This is a genomic window from Vibrio pomeroyi, from assembly GCA_041879425.1.
Taxonomy (GTDB): Bacteria; Pseudomonadota; Gammaproteobacteria; order Enterobacterales; family Vibrionaceae; genus Vibrio; species Vibrio pomeroyi_A.
Genome location: CP090854.1, coordinates 199,196 through 216,950, shown reverse-complemented (window position 1 = coordinate 216,950; position 17,755 = coordinate 199,196). Strand labels below are relative to the sequence as shown.

Here is a 17,755-nt window from a genome sequence, read left to right as displayed (position 1 = left end):
CATGATAATTTGTTTAAATTAGCTATGAATTTCCTGATCACTTGATAGTCTATATTTTTTTCAATTCTACCACTTGGTCAGAATAATTAACAATATCCGGATTATGAGATATTATTATTACACATATATTTTCAGACAACTCTTTAATTAATAGTAATAAGCTTTTTTCACTATTTTTATCAAGTGCACTCGTAGGTTCATCTAGAATAAGGATCTTAGGGTCACGTAATAATGCCCTACACATTGATATTCTCTGCTTTTGTCCTCCAGACAAGCCTTGACCACCTAAATCCAAATTCCTTTCTAAATCTTCCCTGCTTTTGACAAGCCCACCTAAACCCAATTTGTCAGCTAATGCTAGCAGTTTCTTTACGTCGAATTCCTCAATATTTCTATAAAATAAAATATTTTCCAATAAAGTACCTTCAATTAGATCATATTCTTGAGGAACATAACCTATGCAATCCATAAAGGTGTTGTGATCTGAATAATTAGGTGAATAGGTTATTAATCCATTTTTGACATTTTCAAAACCCAAAATAAGATCAAGTAGAGTTGATTTACCACTTCCACTTTCCCCAATAATGCTTGTTACTCCCACATTTTTTATGGAAAAATTTATGTCCTTAAGAATTACTTTACCATCATAGTCAAAAGACTTTATTTTTATTTCAACGCAATTACATTCTTCAGCATGGTTAGAAAATTTTGATTTATTGAGAACTTTAGTGATTGTGGAGTAAACATTTTTAAAGGCAGGTAATCCAAACCGAAGGTGATTAAAAGAATGATAAAAGGTTTGAAATGAAGGTAATAATTTTATTGCTGACAAACCTAACACTAAAATCATTTCTATTCCTGTGCCTTCCTCATAAGCTAAGACAAGATATAATGCGACTCCTATATATACTAAAGATTCTATTGCGTACTTAGGGAATACTCCTATAGTTTGGTTGCGTCCAATGTTTTTAGCTAATCTTCTTGAGTAGTTATCAAAACGATCAAGTGTTGCTTCTTTTGCACCATATACTGCAATAGTTTTATAAGTGGTTATTACATTACTGACTAAACTAAATCGTCTATCGTTATCGTGTAATCGTTCTTGAGCTATCCTTTTAGAATATTTATTGGTAACAGCAAATATACAAAGATATAGTAGTGAGAATACTATAAACAACACGATAGTTACTTCAGGATAAAGATATAACAGACCACAACAAATGAAAAGACATACAATCCCGCTTTGTAGCAGATTTGAAAAAGGAACTATGTAGGAGTTTATGACCTGCTCTACTTCGCTGAAAATGTCAGATGACAAGGATGTCAAGCCTGAACTTAACATAGAAGGGCCTAAATCCAAAAACTTCGTCAAAATTTCTCTTGAGAGTAAGTGTCTTATACCATGAATTGAATCATTTAAAGATCTAAGAATATAAAATCTAACTATAATCGATACAAGTAGAGCCAGTATAGTTGCATATAATATTTCGGGTGTTAAGCTTATATTTTTAGTGGTCGAAAACCTTATTATCGTATAGGCTAGAGCTAGTGAGGCGACGTCAAGACATGATGCAACCAATACTTTTGCTATAATTTTCGGGACTACTTTACCACTAGTGATAAAATTAAAACTCTTTATGTTTTCTAAAAGCATTATAGTATATCTTAAATATAGGGATAAGGAAGAACCTAATATACCTTACCTTAGAGAAACGTCTAAAGTAATTAAATTCAAATTGGCTTGTCATATATTTTTTATTAATACCGAATGGTATCAATCTATACTCTTCTTTAAGACATGACAAATCTATAGATGAGGATGGCAATAACTTATATATTACATCACCAACTTGATCAATTTTTTTCTTCATGTATTTTTCTGGGCTCAAAGGGTATATGGATCCACTTTCTATTTTCAATCCAGTTGTTTGATCATCATAATCATAATTAACAAATAAATTATTCATTAAGTTATTGTCAATTAAATATAACCAATCACAAAAGTGATCTATCCACTTATTATTAATAAATTGCGACTTTGTTGTCACATCAGTAACATAAACTGTTCCTGTTTGTCTCACGGTTAGTCTAAGAACCTTATCAATATTAACGATTATATCACTTCTGATAATAAGCACCATGTCGGAAGTAACACTCGCCTTGGCATTGGAAATTCCATGAAAAAACCGTTTTAAATTAAGAGGCTTTTTATATGGTCCTTTATCTTGTCCAGGATCATAATATCTTGAATAAATTATTTTTTTATTACTGTAACCCAAGACATCGTTATCAGTTGTAGAAATTATCACCTTGTTTATATGGCTGGATTCACAAATATCACGAATGAAATTTAAATATTCATAATTATTTGCGTGAGTCATAGGACCTTGTATTATTACATCCAATTAAAACTGCCTCCATAAACCAGTTTTTTTTATAAATCCGATAAATTTATTTTTGCACTTCAAATTAGGAAGAAATGTAAAAATAAACGTATATAAATGTAAATATTTCCGGTTGATTTCAAAAAATTTTTTTTCTCTTATTATTTCAACATTGAGATTTTTTAGTTTCCATCTCAAATACCCCTCATTAATAAAGAGTGGGATAGGTTGCTTCTCTTTAATTAGTTGTTCCCAGTCATTCATTAAATAATCAAATGCATCACAGACGGTTAATATTATTTTTCTTTCACCTATAAGAAACTGATCAGAGACTTCTTCTGAACTATCTTTTGTATTTGTAACAAATCCAGAATTAAATAAATTTTTATATGCTTCTGTATCATAAAAATATAAATCAGGTCTAATCAGTACAACAAACTTTGCTGGTTTCCTTACTTTTTCCCGATAAATACTTGCACCCTTTTTTAGCAAATAGTGTTTTGGTAACATAGCTCTATGATGCTGAAAGCCAAATGAATGATTCATAACACAATCGGGAATTTTTGTTGAATCTATTTTAGTGAAAAATTCTGATTCGAAGTCTGTATAAGTCACATGAACATTTTTATTCAACATGTATATTTCATTTGGAATAATCTGATCTGTCCATGTGGATATAATTATATTTTTTGCATTTTTTATAATATCACGGTGAGAAACTATATTTTTCTTAAATGTTCTTATTTGACCGAAGTATATTAGGTCATAGTCATCGTTGTTCAAATCCCACCTACCAAAATATTCATATCCTGAGATAATATCAATTCAAATTTCAATGTCATTATTTCTGAATGAATGACCATTAGTTTACGTTTCAATCTCAAGAAAATCTATATACTCTTGCGGTATCCCACAAAAAACAACATGTTCTCTTAAAATTAAATTGTAATGTATTTTATGATTATCATTTATCAGATAATTATATAACGGTGCAACATATAGCTCACCTTTTTCCCATTCTTTTTTCGGTTTCTTTAAATAGTCATAATACGCATCAAAATAAAGTTTCAACGACCGAAAATGATATAACCCGGTACAACATAGATCTGATATTGGTTTTTTTTCAGCGGTCCTCTTCACTAAAGTTGTAGTATCCGACATTGGTTGCGCAAAAGACCAATTAGAGCCTTCTCCTCTAAATACCTCTAAGTAGCCTGCCCCAAAATTACCTAAGTCGGGGTAGCTAAAACCAGGTCGGAATGTGTCGATATTAAAAATAGTAAGACTCTCTTCATAACTGACCATTTCATTATTTATCAGTTCTTCAACACCAAGAGCTACGGTTTCAGCTTGTCCTCGTGTTTTCCTATCTAATTTAACTATATCGTATCGAGTTATCCCAAGTAATTCGGCCTGTTCAAGTACAAATTCATTTGTATTATATTCATCTCGAATTATAAATAGAAAATGCTCAGTTTTAAAATATTTGGAAAAACTTTCAACAGCATGGGAAAAAAGAGTTTTACCATGTGCTGGCAACATATATTTAGGTTGAGTATAGCCAGCTTTAAAAAAACGTGAGCTCATGCCAGCCATAGGTATAACGATCATTGTTCTAGTCTCTGTAATATTTGATATAGTCGAAAAGCATTTGCAAATAAAGCATCTTGTCGTGGCTTGTCATCTGCATGTAGTGGTAGCATTGATAAAAAAAGTTGAATTTGCATAGCATATAGGTTTTGCGCACTAATCCCAAACTCGCGTTCAACTAACTGAATGAAAGCTTGTTGAGTTTCTCTGTGGATACCATTGTCTGCAATACTTAGCTTGATTTCTTGTCCATTTATAGATACTTCATAATAGCCTGCAATGATCCAGTCATACAAACCTAAAATAGAGTGACTCAGTTTGGCTAGGTCATAGCGAATATCACCGAAAATTGTTTTAGTCCCATCTGGAGTCATACCTCTTGGATCAATTGTTTTAACTTGGTTAGATCTGAAGTCATAAAGTATGTTACTAAAACAAAAATCCCCATGAAGAACTCCCAGAGCCTCTTCGCCATTAGGAAGGTGTTTTTCACTCTGAACTAGGATTTCGTTCAAGCTTGTTGTTTGGCCTTCATAAAGCCAGTTGCTGTTTAAATCAATATTTCGTGATTTACAATACTCGGCCAAGCGGCTCGAAGTTTTACCTCCAAATAGCGAGTCCAGTCCGTTGACCTTAGTGCTGAAGTCTACAGTCTGTTTACTACAGCTTGATAGAAACTCCACACACCCATTTAGTATCTGTTGCCAAACCTGAGTTGGTAGTTTAGAGAATACAAAGAGTTCATTTAAAGCTGTAAGGTGTAGGTACTCTAATCGATATGAAACTTTACCTTGACTAATGTCGCTTCCCATATACTGAGGAGTATATACACGAAGTGAATATGGAAGATTTTCAAACCAATTGGCTTCAGCTGCGATTTTATTGTTTTTTATACTTGCTTTTTCTATCCACTTTGATGTGATGGTGAGCTCATTAAATGCTCTTTGAGTCGTATGCTCTGCTTTGGATTTGTAGTAAGTATTTACATGACCAAAATCGAGCCAACCATTGGAGCTTACTGGCGTCAACCCCACCGATTGAAAGTAGCGGTTAAGCCCTTCTATAAAGTTCCATGCAGATTGCGTAATGCAGCGAACTAGTTCCCGAGGTTTACTAAACTTAAAATAACCATCTATAATTCTATTAACTTCTGAACTGAATTCTTGTTCAGCATCTTTTAGCCAATGAGCGTTATCATCGGTTAGTAGCGCCCAATTATAACTGTCTGTTGCAATCGAAACGCTGGCTAAGTCATCTCCAATTGGTAGCTGTCTAAAAAGTGTATCTCCATAAAGAATATGAAGAGGACTATCCAAGGAATGTCCACTTATATTTATCGCTGCTACTAATGAAGCACCCAGGTTCATGCTGTCTGGTGTGTAGATCAATGTCACCTTTTCTCTCTCGAGCCATTGTTGATCTAATTTAGAAACGGAATAGGATTCAGGAACAGAGAGAAATATATCAACCCCTTTTGGTGCTAGCGCAACTTGGTGCTGAAAAAGTCTGCGATTTCCGAGAGGTAGAAAGCTGGGTGGAATACGACCAAATTCAGATTCCAGTTCCTGGCCGACATATGCTCCAGATAGAATTATGAACATTTGGCCTCTTCCTCTAGTAGTTGAGTAATTTCAGAGAAAGATAAGTTAGCAAACTCAGAAGGTCTTATTGCACGATCATCAATATAGAACCCTTCTTTACCGCACCACGGCTTTCCTACTATAATCTCATCATAAGGAACTTTATGGGTATCTAACCAGGCAATTATTATTGGAAGTGTGTGGATATTAATTTTTCCAACATTACCTTCATAGGTACGCATGTTACGAGCCGTTGCAATCACAATACTAAAGCCTTGTTTCTGGTATTGCCTTAATTGCCCAATAACATCTTCCCGAGGCAACACATTTCTGTAATCAGAGGTGTTTGCCTGTGTTAATGTTCCATCAAGGTCTACTACTAATTTTTTCATTATTTCACCTACAATAATCTCAGATATAATCACACTGGTGAGATACTTTTTATCCACTTTAAGGCTGCCCCTTGTAGGCCGCCTCTTATAAAGCCTAGATTTTGCTTACTTTCTAAAAACCGCACCAATAGGCCGCCAAAATGGCTTTTCAGCCTTTAGGCTTGCTGCACTTTTTAACTTGCTAGCCACTCGCATTTGGGTACGCTACCGCCCTTAGGTTTGGCTCCTACAGGCAATGAATCACAATTTATCACTGTGTTTCAGGTTTATGCGTTTTTCATACGGTTTTAATTTGCTGCGTATTCTAGCAAATCAAGTGCATATTGACCAGTTTGCAATTTACCTTATTCTGACAAGTGCCTCACAAAGCATTGACCCAGCGGCAGCAGTGTACGTCTTGTAAATACTGAGTCCCTATGTGGTACCTGTTTTCTTGTGCTGCGTCGCAGTAGCGTTTCTCTATATCAATGAAGATGTTGCCGTTGCGGTACAGCGACACAAAGCTTGGGTTGTTGTTTACCGCCAATAACGCTTTAATCTCTGTGCGTGTTAACCCTTGTGGGTAGTGGTTAACCAGCAGTTTCAAGAACTCGCCAATGCGCCCTTCCACTCGCGCTATCTCTTTTTCTAAAATGGTGACTTTTTCTTTTGTTGTCAGTTTTTTTAGGCTGATATCGTCCATTTTCCCTCTCCTAATTCGACTTTTGTCTCTTGACGTTTTTTGTCTGTATTCACGTTTGGTCTGCCTTCGCCTTCGGTTTTCCCCACCCCCCTAATTCCTAAGCTATTGTTTTTCAATAGATTTTAACTGTGTGAACAAGCGCTTAGTCTGTGAATAATCGAATGGTCACTGCTTAGCATCCGTGCCGAGCGATTTGGATTGAACTAGGGCCTTGATACGCGCTTCGAACGGGTTGGTGGTGCTTTTGGCTTGGTAGTCCGCGAGGGCCAGAGAGACAGGCGTGGGTTGTTGAGATTTGCTTTCGGCTTGATTGCTTTTGATTGGCTGCGCTTGGTTTGAAGCTGTTGTGAGCGCACCTGTTTTTCTTGATCCTACGGCTTTTATCGGTTTAGGTTTCTTTGAGGGTTTCACCGCTTGTGTTTGCTTAACCGCGTTAGTTTGCTTAAAGACCGGCGATGAGTCTCGCTTCGCCTTGGCTTGGGCGCTTCTTCTGAGCCAGCCATTCACAAAATGGCCAATGTGCTCAAACGGTTTGCGCTTATCGGGGTTAATGTACAACCAGGCTTGCATGGCGTGCAGTTCTTGCAGCACATCTAACTTGGGGTAGGTGCGCTCTAATATGGTGGTGAACTCATGGTAAATCGGCGCGCTGCCCTCTTGGGTGAGCAGGTGAATCACGGCTTCACTCTTTGAGCCTTCTTGATTGGTACTTTCCGTTTGGGATGTAGCATTTGCTTTAGCTTCGCAATGAAGGGGCTGTTCACAAGGAATGTCTGTTTTGTGTTCTTTATGAAAGATTATGTGTGCAGGATGATCACTCTCCGTGTTGGATCTTGAGTCACCCAGGGGAGTGTCTGAATGGTCTATTTTCTTTGTGTGCTCTGTTTTCTGTGGATATTCCGACGAGGCTGGCGGTAAACCTGTTTGTTCTACATTCGCGTTCTCTTGATTCGCTTGGTCTAGATCGCTCTGCTGAATGTGTCTGTCGTTGGGTAGGCGCAGCTGATATATATTGCTGCGCTGGCGTCCTGAATCATCAAAGCGCTTTATCCGCTTCACAAAGCCTTGTTTCTCGAGTTCGTTAACGTGTCGCTTAACGGTTCTTACCGACACTTCGCAATATTGCGCTAAGTAATTTAAGGATGGGAAACACACGCCGCGCGCGTCGGCGTTATCGGCCAATTTTAATAACACCAACTTGCTTATCGGCGATCCGGTTTTTAATGGGATGAAAGAAAGAATTAGAGAAACACACATGGTTAACGCTCCTTGTTAATTAGTCATTCGTATAGAAATCCATTGATATACAGAGCATTAACAACACTTTTTGGCGCTTTAGGGGCAAAACGCCCATGAGATAAGTTGTAAGAAAAGATGTTTGGTTAAACGCCTCGGATAGATATGCAACACCAACCTTATTGATCTGTAATTTTTCGAAGAACTTCTCACTTTTCTGTGTCCCTCCATTTTCGCGCTATTACCGCCAACCCCAATCAAGAATGTTGAAGTACATTGCCCTCCCTATGTAGCAATAAGGTGCTTAATGAAGGCGATAGTTTCTCTTTTTATTTCAGTGTACCAACCCGGAATGGCGAGCCTCGAGTGCCGTGCTAATTCCCTGAATCAATCACGCCAGCCGTTATTTTTTAGTGATAGTGATGGGTCTGGCCAAGTACTGAGCTATGAAGCCGGCGGTTATAAAGAAAGCCAAATGGACGGTTGTGATTTTAATGAGGATGAATCCGGTGACGTCCCCAGCTATGAGGATACTTGTTGGATGATCAGCCGAGCTCGGCGCAGGCAGCCTCTGGGTTATTACGTGATGTATTTACGTTATGTAAACCACCACTCTGGTTATGCCAAAACCGTAGCAGCGAGTTTGCGACAACACATCGCACTGCACCCTGATTTTGAAGATTCGTTATCCACGTTTTTAATCACCTGGTTACAACAACAAGAGGATTTATTTTGTCAAACACTCCACCAGCAACTGATCGAGTTCCACACCAGCCGTTAGCCGCTTCTGTTTTGCAAGAGTCGGCTGACTTACAAGAACAGGCTGACTCTATCGAGCTCATCCCTTCGTTAGAGCCTTGCTTATCTCCTACTTCCTATTCTCTAAGCTTGGTTTCAGTTTTACTCCGCTTACCTTTTTGTCCGCCATATTCTTTTATCACTGTGCATTGTAGCGCCACGCCGCCACAGCAAGATGTAGACGTAGCCGAGATTCGTCGATGGCATAAAAAGAGAGGCTGGCGCGATGTCGGATATCACTTTGTTATTCGTCGCAATGGGGATGTCGAACTTGGCAGGCCACTGTCACAAACCGGCGCACATGTGAAAGGACACAACAAAGGCAATATTGGGGTTTGTATGATCGGCGGTTGTAATGCCGAGCTGCAACCAGAGGATAACTTCACACTTGCGCAGCGCAAGGCGTTGTTTGGTTTGATGGCTGCACTGCAAGAGCAGTTCTTGATTTCAGATGAGCATGTTAAGGGGCATAAAGATTGGGGCGTGAATAAGGCGTGTCCTGTTTTGAAGATAAAAGCTTAAGAGCAGATACGAGATTCGAGTGAACGAGATGCGAAAGGCTTAAGAGCGGGAGTGACGAGAAAGGCGGTATATAACCATCAATCAACCAAGGAGCAGTATGACATTGTTCGGAAGAATATTCGGGAGCCAGTCTTCCATTAGCAAAGGGTTAGATGCACTCACCAACACAGGAGATGCGATGTTTTTTACTGATGAAGAAAAAGCAAAGCACAAGCTGGCACTGCTTAAAGCGTATGAACCTTTTAAGTTAGTACAGCGCTACATTGTGTTGTTGTTCACCATTCCTTATGTGGCACTGCATGTGATGGTGATTCTGGGTTGCATGCACGGCTACTATTGGAAACCGTTAGGGGAAATGACCAATGAAGCGTTTGGTTATCCGGTGTTGGCGGCAATTGGATTGTATTTGACGGGTGGCGTTATAAAAAAGTAGATACGGGTAACGAGTAAACGGGATGCGAAGAGCTTAAAAAGCAGATACGAGTGACGGGTAAACGGGATGCGGAGAGACTAAGAGCGGATTCGAGTGGGTAAAGAATAGATACGAGTGACGAGTAAACGAGATGCGAAGAGCGGCGCTTTTCGTTACTCGCCACTCTCATCCCGTATCTGCCATTTAGCTCTTATTTTTTCGATACTCGATAACTCGCATCCCGTATCTGCTCTTCGCTACTCGCATCTCGTTACTGCTTTCTTTACTTCTTGTCGCTCGAATATGCGTAGTTGTAATAACCGTAGCCGTATGAGCTTGATGCTTTCTTCTCGATGGCGTTGAAGATAACGCCTTTCACTTCGATACCCGATTGTTCGAAACGGTTACGAGCAACATCGATCTCTTTAATGGTGTTTTGGCCGTAACGCGCCACCATTAATGTGGTGCCAGCGAAGGCGCCAACAATACTTGGGTCGGTTACCGCCAGTACAGGTGGGGTATCGACAATCACCAAGTCATACTCTTTTGATGCCCATTCCATTAGCTCAGCAAAGCGTGGGTGCATCAGCAGTTCAGATGGGTTGGGTGGCACTTGGCCACGAGTAAGAATATCTAGGTTTTCTACTGGTGTAGTTTTAACAGATTGAGCGAACTCTTGCTTGCTGCTTAATACATCAGAAAGGCCGTTGTCCCATTTCACACCAAAGCTTTGTTGTAGGTAACCTTTACGCATATCGGCATCAATCAGCAGTACTTTTTGGCCTGTTTTTGCGGCTACTGCGGCAAAGTTGGTCGAGATAAAAGATTTACCAATACCCGGCGCTGGGCCAGAGATCATCAAGACGTTGTTTTTCGCTTCTAGCATCGCAAAGTGCAAGCTGGTACGAAGGCCACGCAGTGCTTCAACCGAAAGATCCGCAGGGTTCGATTCGGCAAGCAGTGCTTGCGTCCCCTTGGTTTGCTGCTTCTTCGATTTAAAGCGGTTAGTTAGCTCTATCTGCAAATCAGATTTTGGTACCGCGGCGTAAACCGGAAGGCCGATTTGTTCAATTTGGTCTGGGCTTTCCACACCACGGTGGAACGCCGCTTTCACTAATACAAACGCGACACTTAACATGCCACCCAGTAGCGTTGCTAATACTACAATCAGCGGCTTCTTAGGTTTTACAGCGCGAGCATACGCTTGCGCGTCATCTAAAATACGAACGTTACCGACGGTACCAGCCTTAATAATGCTTAGCTCTTGAACCTTGTTTAAAAGCTGGATGTAGATTTGTTGGTTTACTTCGACATCACGTGTCATACGCAGTACTTCACGTTGTGTTTTCGGTAGCTTTTGTACTTGCTTGTTTAGGCGCTCTTTTTCACCCAATAGCGTTTTACGCTTATCAAGCAGGGCTTTGTAGGCTGGGTGATCTTTAGTGAAGCGCTGGCTGATTTCACTCTCTTTAAACGTCAGTTCATTCAATTGCGCTTCAAGCTCTACCATTACCTTCAGGGTTGATTGTGCTTCTAAGCCCAAGTCGATCGATTCGTTCTTTTGGCGGTAATTGTTTAATACGTCTTCATAACCCGTCAGCTCAGATTTAATACCCGGAAGGTGGCTTTCTAAGAAAGAGAGGCTCTTCTCTGCTTCCGCTGAATTACGCTTCACGTTTTGTAAAAAGTAGATCTGGCTAATGTGATTGAGGATTTCAGAAATCTGCTGCTTGTTTTCACCTTCAAAGCTTAACTTCAAAATACCGGTCTGCTTACCTTGTTCAGACAATGATAAAGACTTCTTCAACCATTCAATCGCTTCTAGTCGGCTACGTTGACTAATAGAGAATTCAAAATCATTATGCGATTCAAAACCTGCCACAAACAAACTGTAGTCATCGGCTGTCGCTAGCTCACCCACTTGGCCTTTTAAGATAACGCGCTCATCGTCACGAACCAGTTGGTAAGTGCCTTGCTCGGCATCGAGAATTTGAATCGTGTGTGCGTAACCGCTCGCATAGCTTGGCAAAGTAAAGCGGCTCACTGCGATGTGGTTGATGTCACCGGTTAAGCGAGCAAAACCCTTACCGACGATGGGTGCGTAGTTCGGTGATGTCACCGTCGTTAGGTTAAACTTATCAACCGTTTCACCTAAGATCATACGAGATTTGATGATCTCCACTTCTGTCGTCGCAGAAGATTCTTGAGAGAACAACTCGCCCATGTCACCAACCATCGATGAAATACCGCCAGAGCTCTTCTCTTCAATTTGAATCAGTGCATCGGCTTTGTATATCGGTGTTGAAAGCAGGGCAAACGCAATACCAAACACAGCAAAAGCAAATGTGGTGAGCATGATTAGCCATTTAGCATCTAATAAGATACCAAGCAGTTTTCCTAAATCTATCTCATCAGAGTTATCTGTGTGTGATTGCTGAGATGGTTGTGTTGTCATCAGATTGCTACTTCCTAAATTATTGCTATTTAAGAGACGATATATACGCTCCGCGTACTTCTCTTTTATATGATTCTGTTGATGGCTTAGCCACGCCTACGTGTAGAGCATGACATTTAAAAAGCTGTCTATTTCAACCTACTGTATTTTTAAATCTACAGTTTTTTTACCCAAGCCTGTGCTGCTTCGTCAATCAACTTATAAGCATATTCAAACGCTTCGCGGCTTTGACGGTAAGGGTCAGGAATGTCTTTTTGGTCAATCCACTGACCAAACAACATGGTTTTACCGCGTGCCTCTGGCGATATTTGAGTGAGCGCTTCTAAATGGCCCTTCTCCATCACCAAGATCAAGTCATACTGTGCACAAAGCTGTGGCGTGACTTGCTGAGACTGATGATTTTCAACATCGACACCATTTTCAGCGGCAATTAAAATCGCAGTATCGTCTGCAGGCTTACCAATTAAACGGCTTTTTTCAGCAGCTATACCGGCAGAGGCCACTTCTTTGTTTGGAAGCAAGTTTTGTAAAACTCGCTCTCCAGTCGGGGAACGACAAATGTTGCCCACGCATACGACTAAAATTTTATTAAACATAATTCACTTATAGCGTTAGTTTTTCGTAAACCCAATGCATCTGTAAATCGAATGCATTTATAAACTGAACGTGCTTACAAACAAGGTTTACTTCTAGATGTAAAAAATCAGGTCACACGCTAAATGCAACCTGATTATTAATCTCCAGTTATTACCAATTACGAACGCGCAACATACCTTCAGTTAGGTCGTTGAAGCCAGAGATGGTCGGTACAAGCTGACCGATAACACGGTTCCAACGGCTGATTGGTGCAGCGGTGACATACACAATGTCGTAAGGTTTTAAATCAAACTCGGTACCAATCACCAATGCAGATGCATCTTCCATATTCAGTTGGTAGATATCTGCCATGCGTTCTGATTTATCATCTGAAGTGCGAATCACAAACACGCCCGTTGCATCTGCCGTCAGCTGGTTAATACCACCAACGTTGCTGAGTGCTTCGGTTAGGCTCATCCCAACACGATCAATCTTGAGTAGTTGAGGATCGTTCACTTCCCCCATCACGAACACTTTCTGGTTGTCGTTACGAGGCACGTGAACAATATCACCCGCTTGCAATAAGCGGTTTTGGGTTAAATCACCACGTTGCATTAAGCCGTAAAGTGAAAGGTTTTCTTCTACGCCATTACGCGTTAATGAAACATTACGCCAGTCTGCATCCTCAGACAAACCGCCCGAACGGTTCACGGCATCCAGTAACGTTAATGGGATATTAGTGATCGGCTGCTGGCCAGGGTTTGACACCTCGCCAGTAATATAAGTTTTCTTAGAGCGGAAAGCGGCGACGTTAACATCAACCTGAGGGCTTTCAATGTACTTAGCTAAGCGACTGGCAATATCAGCACGCACTTCACGAACGGTTTTTCCCGCCACCTCTACTGTACCAATATATGGATAGAAAATCGTGCCGTCAGCATGAACCCAGTTACCTGCTTCGGTACTACTACGATAAGAGCCCGCAGGAATGGTCAGTTCAGGGTGATCCCAAATGGTGATGTTTAAGATGTCACCAACGCCCACTTGGTATTCATACTTTGCAATATCAACATCTAATGTCGGGTTAGCTTGGGAAACCGATAAAGATTCATTTCGGAAACTCGATACTGATTGCGCGGTCAGTGGATAAAGGTTAACCACATCAGAGATATCAGATTCTTGCTGTTCCTCTGAAGGTTGAATCACATTCTTGTTGCCAGTAGAAAGATGAGTTCCTGGAGTAGTACACCCTGCAAGCAATACAGGAAGGAGCGCTAAAAGGAGACGATTTTTATTAATCTTCATGTTAACCAAGTCATAGAAACGGAATGTGTCGTGATATCCCAAAGGACACCCAAAGAAGTTAGAACAGACAACTTTATCAGCTACGCAGTATTTAAGAGAGTTAAGGATAGCCATTACCGTGACCTCGCTTCCATCTTAGCATCAAAGATAGGAACGCTACCGCCCCTTGATATTCCGCGACACCACATTGCGTAGTTAATCTGCCCCTATCAATATGGAATTTGAATAGGCGTATTTTGTCTAAAACGTAGCAATAAAAAAATGCGCTTGCATACGGTTAATTTAATCCGTAAGCATTATCCACAAATTGTGGTTATTATCAACCTAGTTGAATGGTTTTAAATGTAGATAAGAGCAGATGCGAAAAGCTAAAGAGCAGATGAGAGTAGCGAGATACGAGTAAACGAAGAGCTAAGAGGAGGAAAAGCCGTGACGGGAGGCTGGGAGGGGATGGTAACACATAGATTTCCTCCCCCTCTAACTCCCCCTTTGATGAACATCACCGCTCACAAACGAACGGCGTTCAAGGGGGAGAACTAAAAGCTAGATCCAATTAATATCACGAGCTCTTAAGCTATTCGTTACTCGTATTTCGAAACTGCTCTTTCCCGGCTCTTCGTATCTCGCTACTCGTTACCCGCATCTGCTTTCGATCTACTTAACGCTACTTGGTCTTTGGAACCAAGGTGAGCGCGCATCGGTTTGATCGAACAAGTTGTATTGCTTGTTCAGCACTTGTCCGCCGTCACGAGTGATCGGTAACCAGGTGAAACCTGCACGGCTTGAACTTGGTTTCACGGTGACTAAATCAAACGGAATCGATACGTAGAAGCCTTTGGTGTAGCTGCCCTCACCGTATTCTTCGGTTGTCATGTCGGTTAAGCTGACAAATGCACCGGCAATCACACCGCTCTTGAACTGCTTAGAGAAATCGACACGAGTACCGATATCACCCGCAAGGAATTTACCGACGCCCACTTTAAGCAAGGTATCACTCAAGAAGTCCCATTGTGGGGTGTAGTAACCGGTAATAAAGCCAGTCGTGCCTTTGTCGATTACTTTATACGTTCGGCTGCTGTCGTCGGGGTTGACTTGGATCTCTTCATCAAACCTACCAAACCAGCTTTCAGGGTCTCGTTGGCTTATTGCTGTCATGTCTGCGCCAATCGCCCAGTTTTGATTGAATGGACGATACAGGATTTCGCCACCCACACCCGCGAACATACTCTCTAGGTAACCACCGTAGGCTTGGGTGTAGACACCGCTGCCGTAGTCTTCAAACCAAGTCAGTTGTAAACGGTCTAAACGAACCGGATCGTCAACGTAAGAGCGGAACAAGGTTCTTACTCTTGGCGTTTGGTCAGTGCCGTCTGATGGGATTTCGTAATTAAACTTGTCGTAGTTGTCGACTAAGTTAACGTAAAGCGAGCCCGACAGTTCGACATTGTTCAACGCCCAGTACGAAGCATTGGTGTACAAACCCAAACTGTATAAGTAGAAGTTTTCAGCCGAACCGAATGATTGAGCTAGGTTTGGTGAAATCGACACATCGAATCGTTCACGCCCATCATGATAAATAACGGATTTCTTGCGCTCTAATTCGTGAGTGTTTGTTGCATCACTGGTTTGAGCATTGAGATAACTGTTATTAGCTGCCGCTTTGAACATTTGAGCATCTACCGTTGTCTCGGTGAGTTCCAACGATTTGTCGTTTTCAATGATTTTGTAGGTGTCGATGTAACTCGGTACCGCGTTGGCAATCACGGTCGCACCGCGCTCAAGGGCGACGTCTCTGTCTCGGTACTTAACCTGAGTACCCTTTACCACAATACTGTTATCGTCGACCAAGATTTGTGCTTGTTCATAGCCAGCGATCGTTTCAAGCTCTTCCGCGAGGGCTGCCATGTCAATATCGTCAACCGTCTCGACATCGCTTGGGCGCAATTCTGCTGTTTCAGTATCTCGCCACACAGAATACATTTCATTGAAATTGGTCGAGAGATCAAAACCAAGGGTTAAAGTATCGCCTCGCTCATAGCTGACTTTCGCTGAGCCCCAATCAGTGAAACGGTACACAGCACCTACGTTCCATGGCGTGTGTTGTGTCATGTCGACACCGCCACGTACTACTGGGAAATCTTGAGAGTAATCGTTGCCATCGTACTCAAGCTTCAAGGTTAGCGGCTTATAAGGGGTTTGATATTCAAAACCACCATAAATCGCAGCATCGCCTTTAAACCAACGCTCAAAATCGACACTGCCGCCATTGCCTTTAAAATCAGACGGGCGTTCACAATACTTGTCACTGGCTTTACACAATGGGTTAGTGAAATTGCCACTGGTGCCCATGTATCCCCAAGCCATGCCCAAAGTAAAATCAACAGGGCCAAAACGCTTGGTGGCCGCGACAAATTCGCCATCAAACAAGCCTGTACCACCGAAATCACGCACACCTACCGATACTTCTGGTAAGTAGTACCCTTCTTCGATTAAACGCAGTTTAAAGTCGATGCCTTTATCTGTGTATTTGGTGCAGCCACTGAATGAGTTTTGTGAGCAGTCTTGGTCTGCGCCTCCGCTATAAAGCAGATCTTGTACTTGTGTATAACGAATGGTGGTTTCAAGCCAAGGCATCACCTGTAGGCTGACGTTATAAAAGTAGTATTCGTTGTTAAACGAAGCGCTAAAGTTGAACTCCCCTTCTGGGGCCATTCGGCCTGTTGGCATTTGCATTAGGCCAACACCACCAAAGTTCATTTGCGACGTTCTATATTCAGTGTCGTCGAATGATGATTTCTCTGCTCGAATCGAAGAGGAATCAATGGTTGTTTCTGCTCTCGTCGGCACGCTATTAGTCATTAACAAAGCGCAGGTAACCGATGCACACACTGCCGATAGAGGGAATGATTTCTGTTTCAGCATTACAAGCCAACCTTATGACGTAGCAAATCGACAATATCTTGGTTCAACGTTGAGTATTCCGATGGCAAAGAGTAAAACGCCATAAACACGATGGCACCTGGTGCTAAGTAAACCGGCTGTTTGTTCCAGTAAGCGTATTGAATGGTTTGTACCACTCCATCTGGCTGAACAACATACGCCACGCTTTTATCTGCGGATTCACCAACAAAACCGTTCGGTAATGCATCTAGATAATTATTCAATGTTCCATGCTCAATCAGATTCATTGTTACCGACTCTTTCATTGCCCCCATCAACTGAATGGAAGTTGGTCGTTGTGGTAAGTACAGAGAAAAGGCTTGAGTTTGACTGCCTGACGACTTGTGAGTCTGAGAACTTGAAACAAGCAACGGATTCTTATCTGATTGCGAGATAACCGCATTGCGGTCCAATTCAATAAAAACTCGATTGAGATATTGGAAAGAAGCTAATTGTTGCTTTACTAATTTTGCTTCTGGCTCTTCTGCCGAGAAAGCGTCAAGTTGGTTAAATACATTGCGCTTTTTGGCTTCGATATCTTTGTTAGCTATATTAGGTTCGTTAGCTTTAGTATTGGTTTTATCAAACAGTTGAGATGAAAGAGGGAAGTAACCAATACCTCTGTTATCGTTCACGTTAGAGCTAACATTCGCGTCGTCTAATACCTGAAGTAGTCGAACATTAGCTTTATACTCAAGCGTCACACCTTGAAGAGGAAGCTCAATTGTTGTTTTTACTAAAGAAGAGCCATCAGGTGTAACAAAATTAGAAGCCGCAGAAGCGGAGCTCAAAGCAAACAAAGCGCTCATCATTAACAGAGCTCTCACTACTGGCAACCGACGCCCCGTCATTTTTGATGCGTGACTAATATAATTCATCATTT

The 17,755-nt window shown here is 41.2% G+C and carries 16 protein-coding genes; 3 read left to right on the top strand and 13 right to left on the bottom strand.

Features of this window, described 5'->3' with window-relative positions:
- Positions 1-49: 49 nt before the first annotated feature.
- The 8 genes from L0992_00990 to L0992_00955 all read right to left on the bottom strand — a co-directional run bounded on the left by L0992_00990 (position 50) and on the right by L0992_00955 (position 7,885).
- Positions 50-1,654 carry an ABC transporter ATP-binding protein/permease gene (locus L0992_00990; GenBank protein ID XGB67341.1) on the bottom strand — a complete coding sequence of 535 codons (1,605 nt, stop codon included), beginning with the start codon at positions 1,652-1,654 and terminating at the stop codon, positions 50-52.
- Entirely contained in the window at positions 1,626-2,405 is a 780-nt protein-coding gene (locus tag L0992_00985; GenBank protein XGB67340.1) for a hypothetical protein, read from the bottom strand. Before L0992_00985 ends, L0992_00990 begins: the two co-directional genes overlap by 29 nt.
- The gene (locus tag L0992_00980) at positions 2,406-3,167 is read right to left on the bottom strand and encodes a hypothetical protein (GenBank protein ID XGB67339.1); all 762 of its coding nucleotides are present in this window, start codon (positions 3,165-3,167) and stop codon (positions 2,406-2,408) included.
- A gap of 84 nt (positions 3,168-3,251) precedes the next feature.
- Complete coding sequence (locus tag L0992_00975) at positions 3,252-3,995, bottom strand: glycosyltransferase family 2 protein (protein XGB67338.1); 744 nt, start codon at positions 3,993-3,995, stop codon at positions 3,252-3,254.
- Complete coding sequence (locus L0992_00970) at positions 3,992-5,575, bottom strand: capsular biosynthesis protein (GenBank protein XGB67337.1); 1,584 nt, start codon at positions 5,573-5,575, stop codon at positions 3,992-3,994. Before L0992_00970 ends, L0992_00975 begins: the two co-directional genes overlap by 4 nt.
- Complete coding sequence (locus L0992_00965; GenBank protein XGB68661.1) at positions 5,566-5,946, bottom strand: HAD-IIIC family phosphatase; 381 nt, start codon at positions 5,944-5,946, stop codon at positions 5,566-5,568. Before L0992_00965 ends, L0992_00970 begins: the two co-directional genes overlap by 10 nt.
- 361 nt (positions 5,947-6,307) lie before the next feature.
- A complete protein-coding gene (locus tag L0992_00960) occupies positions 6,308-6,628 on the bottom strand; it encodes a hypothetical protein (protein ID XGB67336.1) in 321 nt (106 codons plus the stop codon).
- 165 nt (positions 6,629-6,793) lie between these two features.
- On the bottom strand, positions 6,794-7,885 hold the full coding sequence (locus L0992_00955; GenBank protein XGB67335.1) for a helix-turn-helix domain-containing protein: 1,092 nt from the start codon (positions 7,883-7,885) through the stop codon (positions 6,794-6,796).
- A gap of 286 nt (positions 7,886-8,171) precedes the next feature.
- On the opposite strand from L0992_00955, the gene L0992_00950 reads away from it, so the two are divergent.
- The 3 genes from L0992_00950 (at position 8,172) to L0992_00940 (ending at position 9,617) form a co-directional block, all read left to right on the top strand.
- The gene (locus L0992_00950) at positions 8,172-8,645 is read left to right on the top strand and encodes a hypothetical protein (GenBank protein ID XGB67334.1); all 474 of its coding nucleotides are present in this window, start codon (positions 8,172-8,174) and stop codon (positions 8,643-8,645) included.
- Positions 8,597-9,184, top strand: a complete 588-nt coding sequence (locus L0992_00945; GenBank protein ID XGB67333.1) for an N-acetylmuramoyl-L-alanine amidase — start codon at positions 8,597-8,599, stop codon at positions 9,182-9,184. Before L0992_00950 ends, L0992_00945 begins: the two co-directional genes overlap by 49 nt.
- Positions 9,185-9,281: 97 nt before the next feature.
- Positions 9,282-9,617 (top strand): hypothetical protein, encoded by a 336-nt coding sequence (locus L0992_00940; protein ID XGB67332.1) that lies wholly within the window; start codon positions 9,282-9,284, stop codon positions 9,615-9,617.
- 262 nt (positions 9,618-9,879) lie between these two features.
- Here L0992_00940 and L0992_00935 read toward each other — a convergent pair whose 3' ends face one another.
- The 5 genes from L0992_00935 to L0992_00915 all read right to left on the bottom strand — a co-directional run bounded on the left by L0992_00935 (position 9,880) and on the right by L0992_00915 (position 17,753).
- The gene (locus L0992_00935) at positions 9,880-12,051 is read right to left on the bottom strand and encodes a polysaccharide biosynthesis tyrosine autokinase (GenBank protein XGB67331.1); all 2,172 of its coding nucleotides are present in this window, start codon (positions 12,049-12,051) and stop codon (positions 9,880-9,882) included.
- Positions 12,052-12,206: 155 nt separating this feature from the next.
- A complete protein-coding gene (locus L0992_00930) occupies positions 12,207-12,647 on the bottom strand; it encodes a low molecular weight phosphotyrosine protein phosphatase (protein ID XGB67330.1) in 441 nt (146 codons plus the stop codon).
- Between the two features lie 151 nt (positions 12,648-12,798).
- The gene (locus L0992_00925; GenBank protein XGB68660.1) at positions 12,799-13,932 is read right to left on the bottom strand and encodes a polysaccharide export protein; all 1,134 of its coding nucleotides are present in this window, start codon (positions 13,930-13,932) and stop codon (positions 12,799-12,801) included.
- Between the two features lie 654 nt (positions 13,933-14,586).
- The gene (locus tag L0992_00920; protein ID XGB67329.1) at positions 14,587-16,854 is read right to left on the bottom strand and encodes a YjbH domain-containing protein; all 2,268 of its coding nucleotides are present in this window, start codon (positions 16,852-16,854) and stop codon (positions 14,587-14,589) included.
- The gene (locus L0992_00915) at positions 16,854-17,753 is read right to left on the bottom strand and encodes a capsule biosynthesis GfcC family protein (GenBank protein XGB67328.1); all 900 of its coding nucleotides are present in this window, start codon (positions 17,751-17,753) and stop codon (positions 16,854-16,856) included. The genes L0992_00920 and L0992_00915 overlap by 1 nt, the downstream gene beginning before the upstream one ends.
- Positions 17,754-17,755 lie beyond the last annotated feature (2 nt).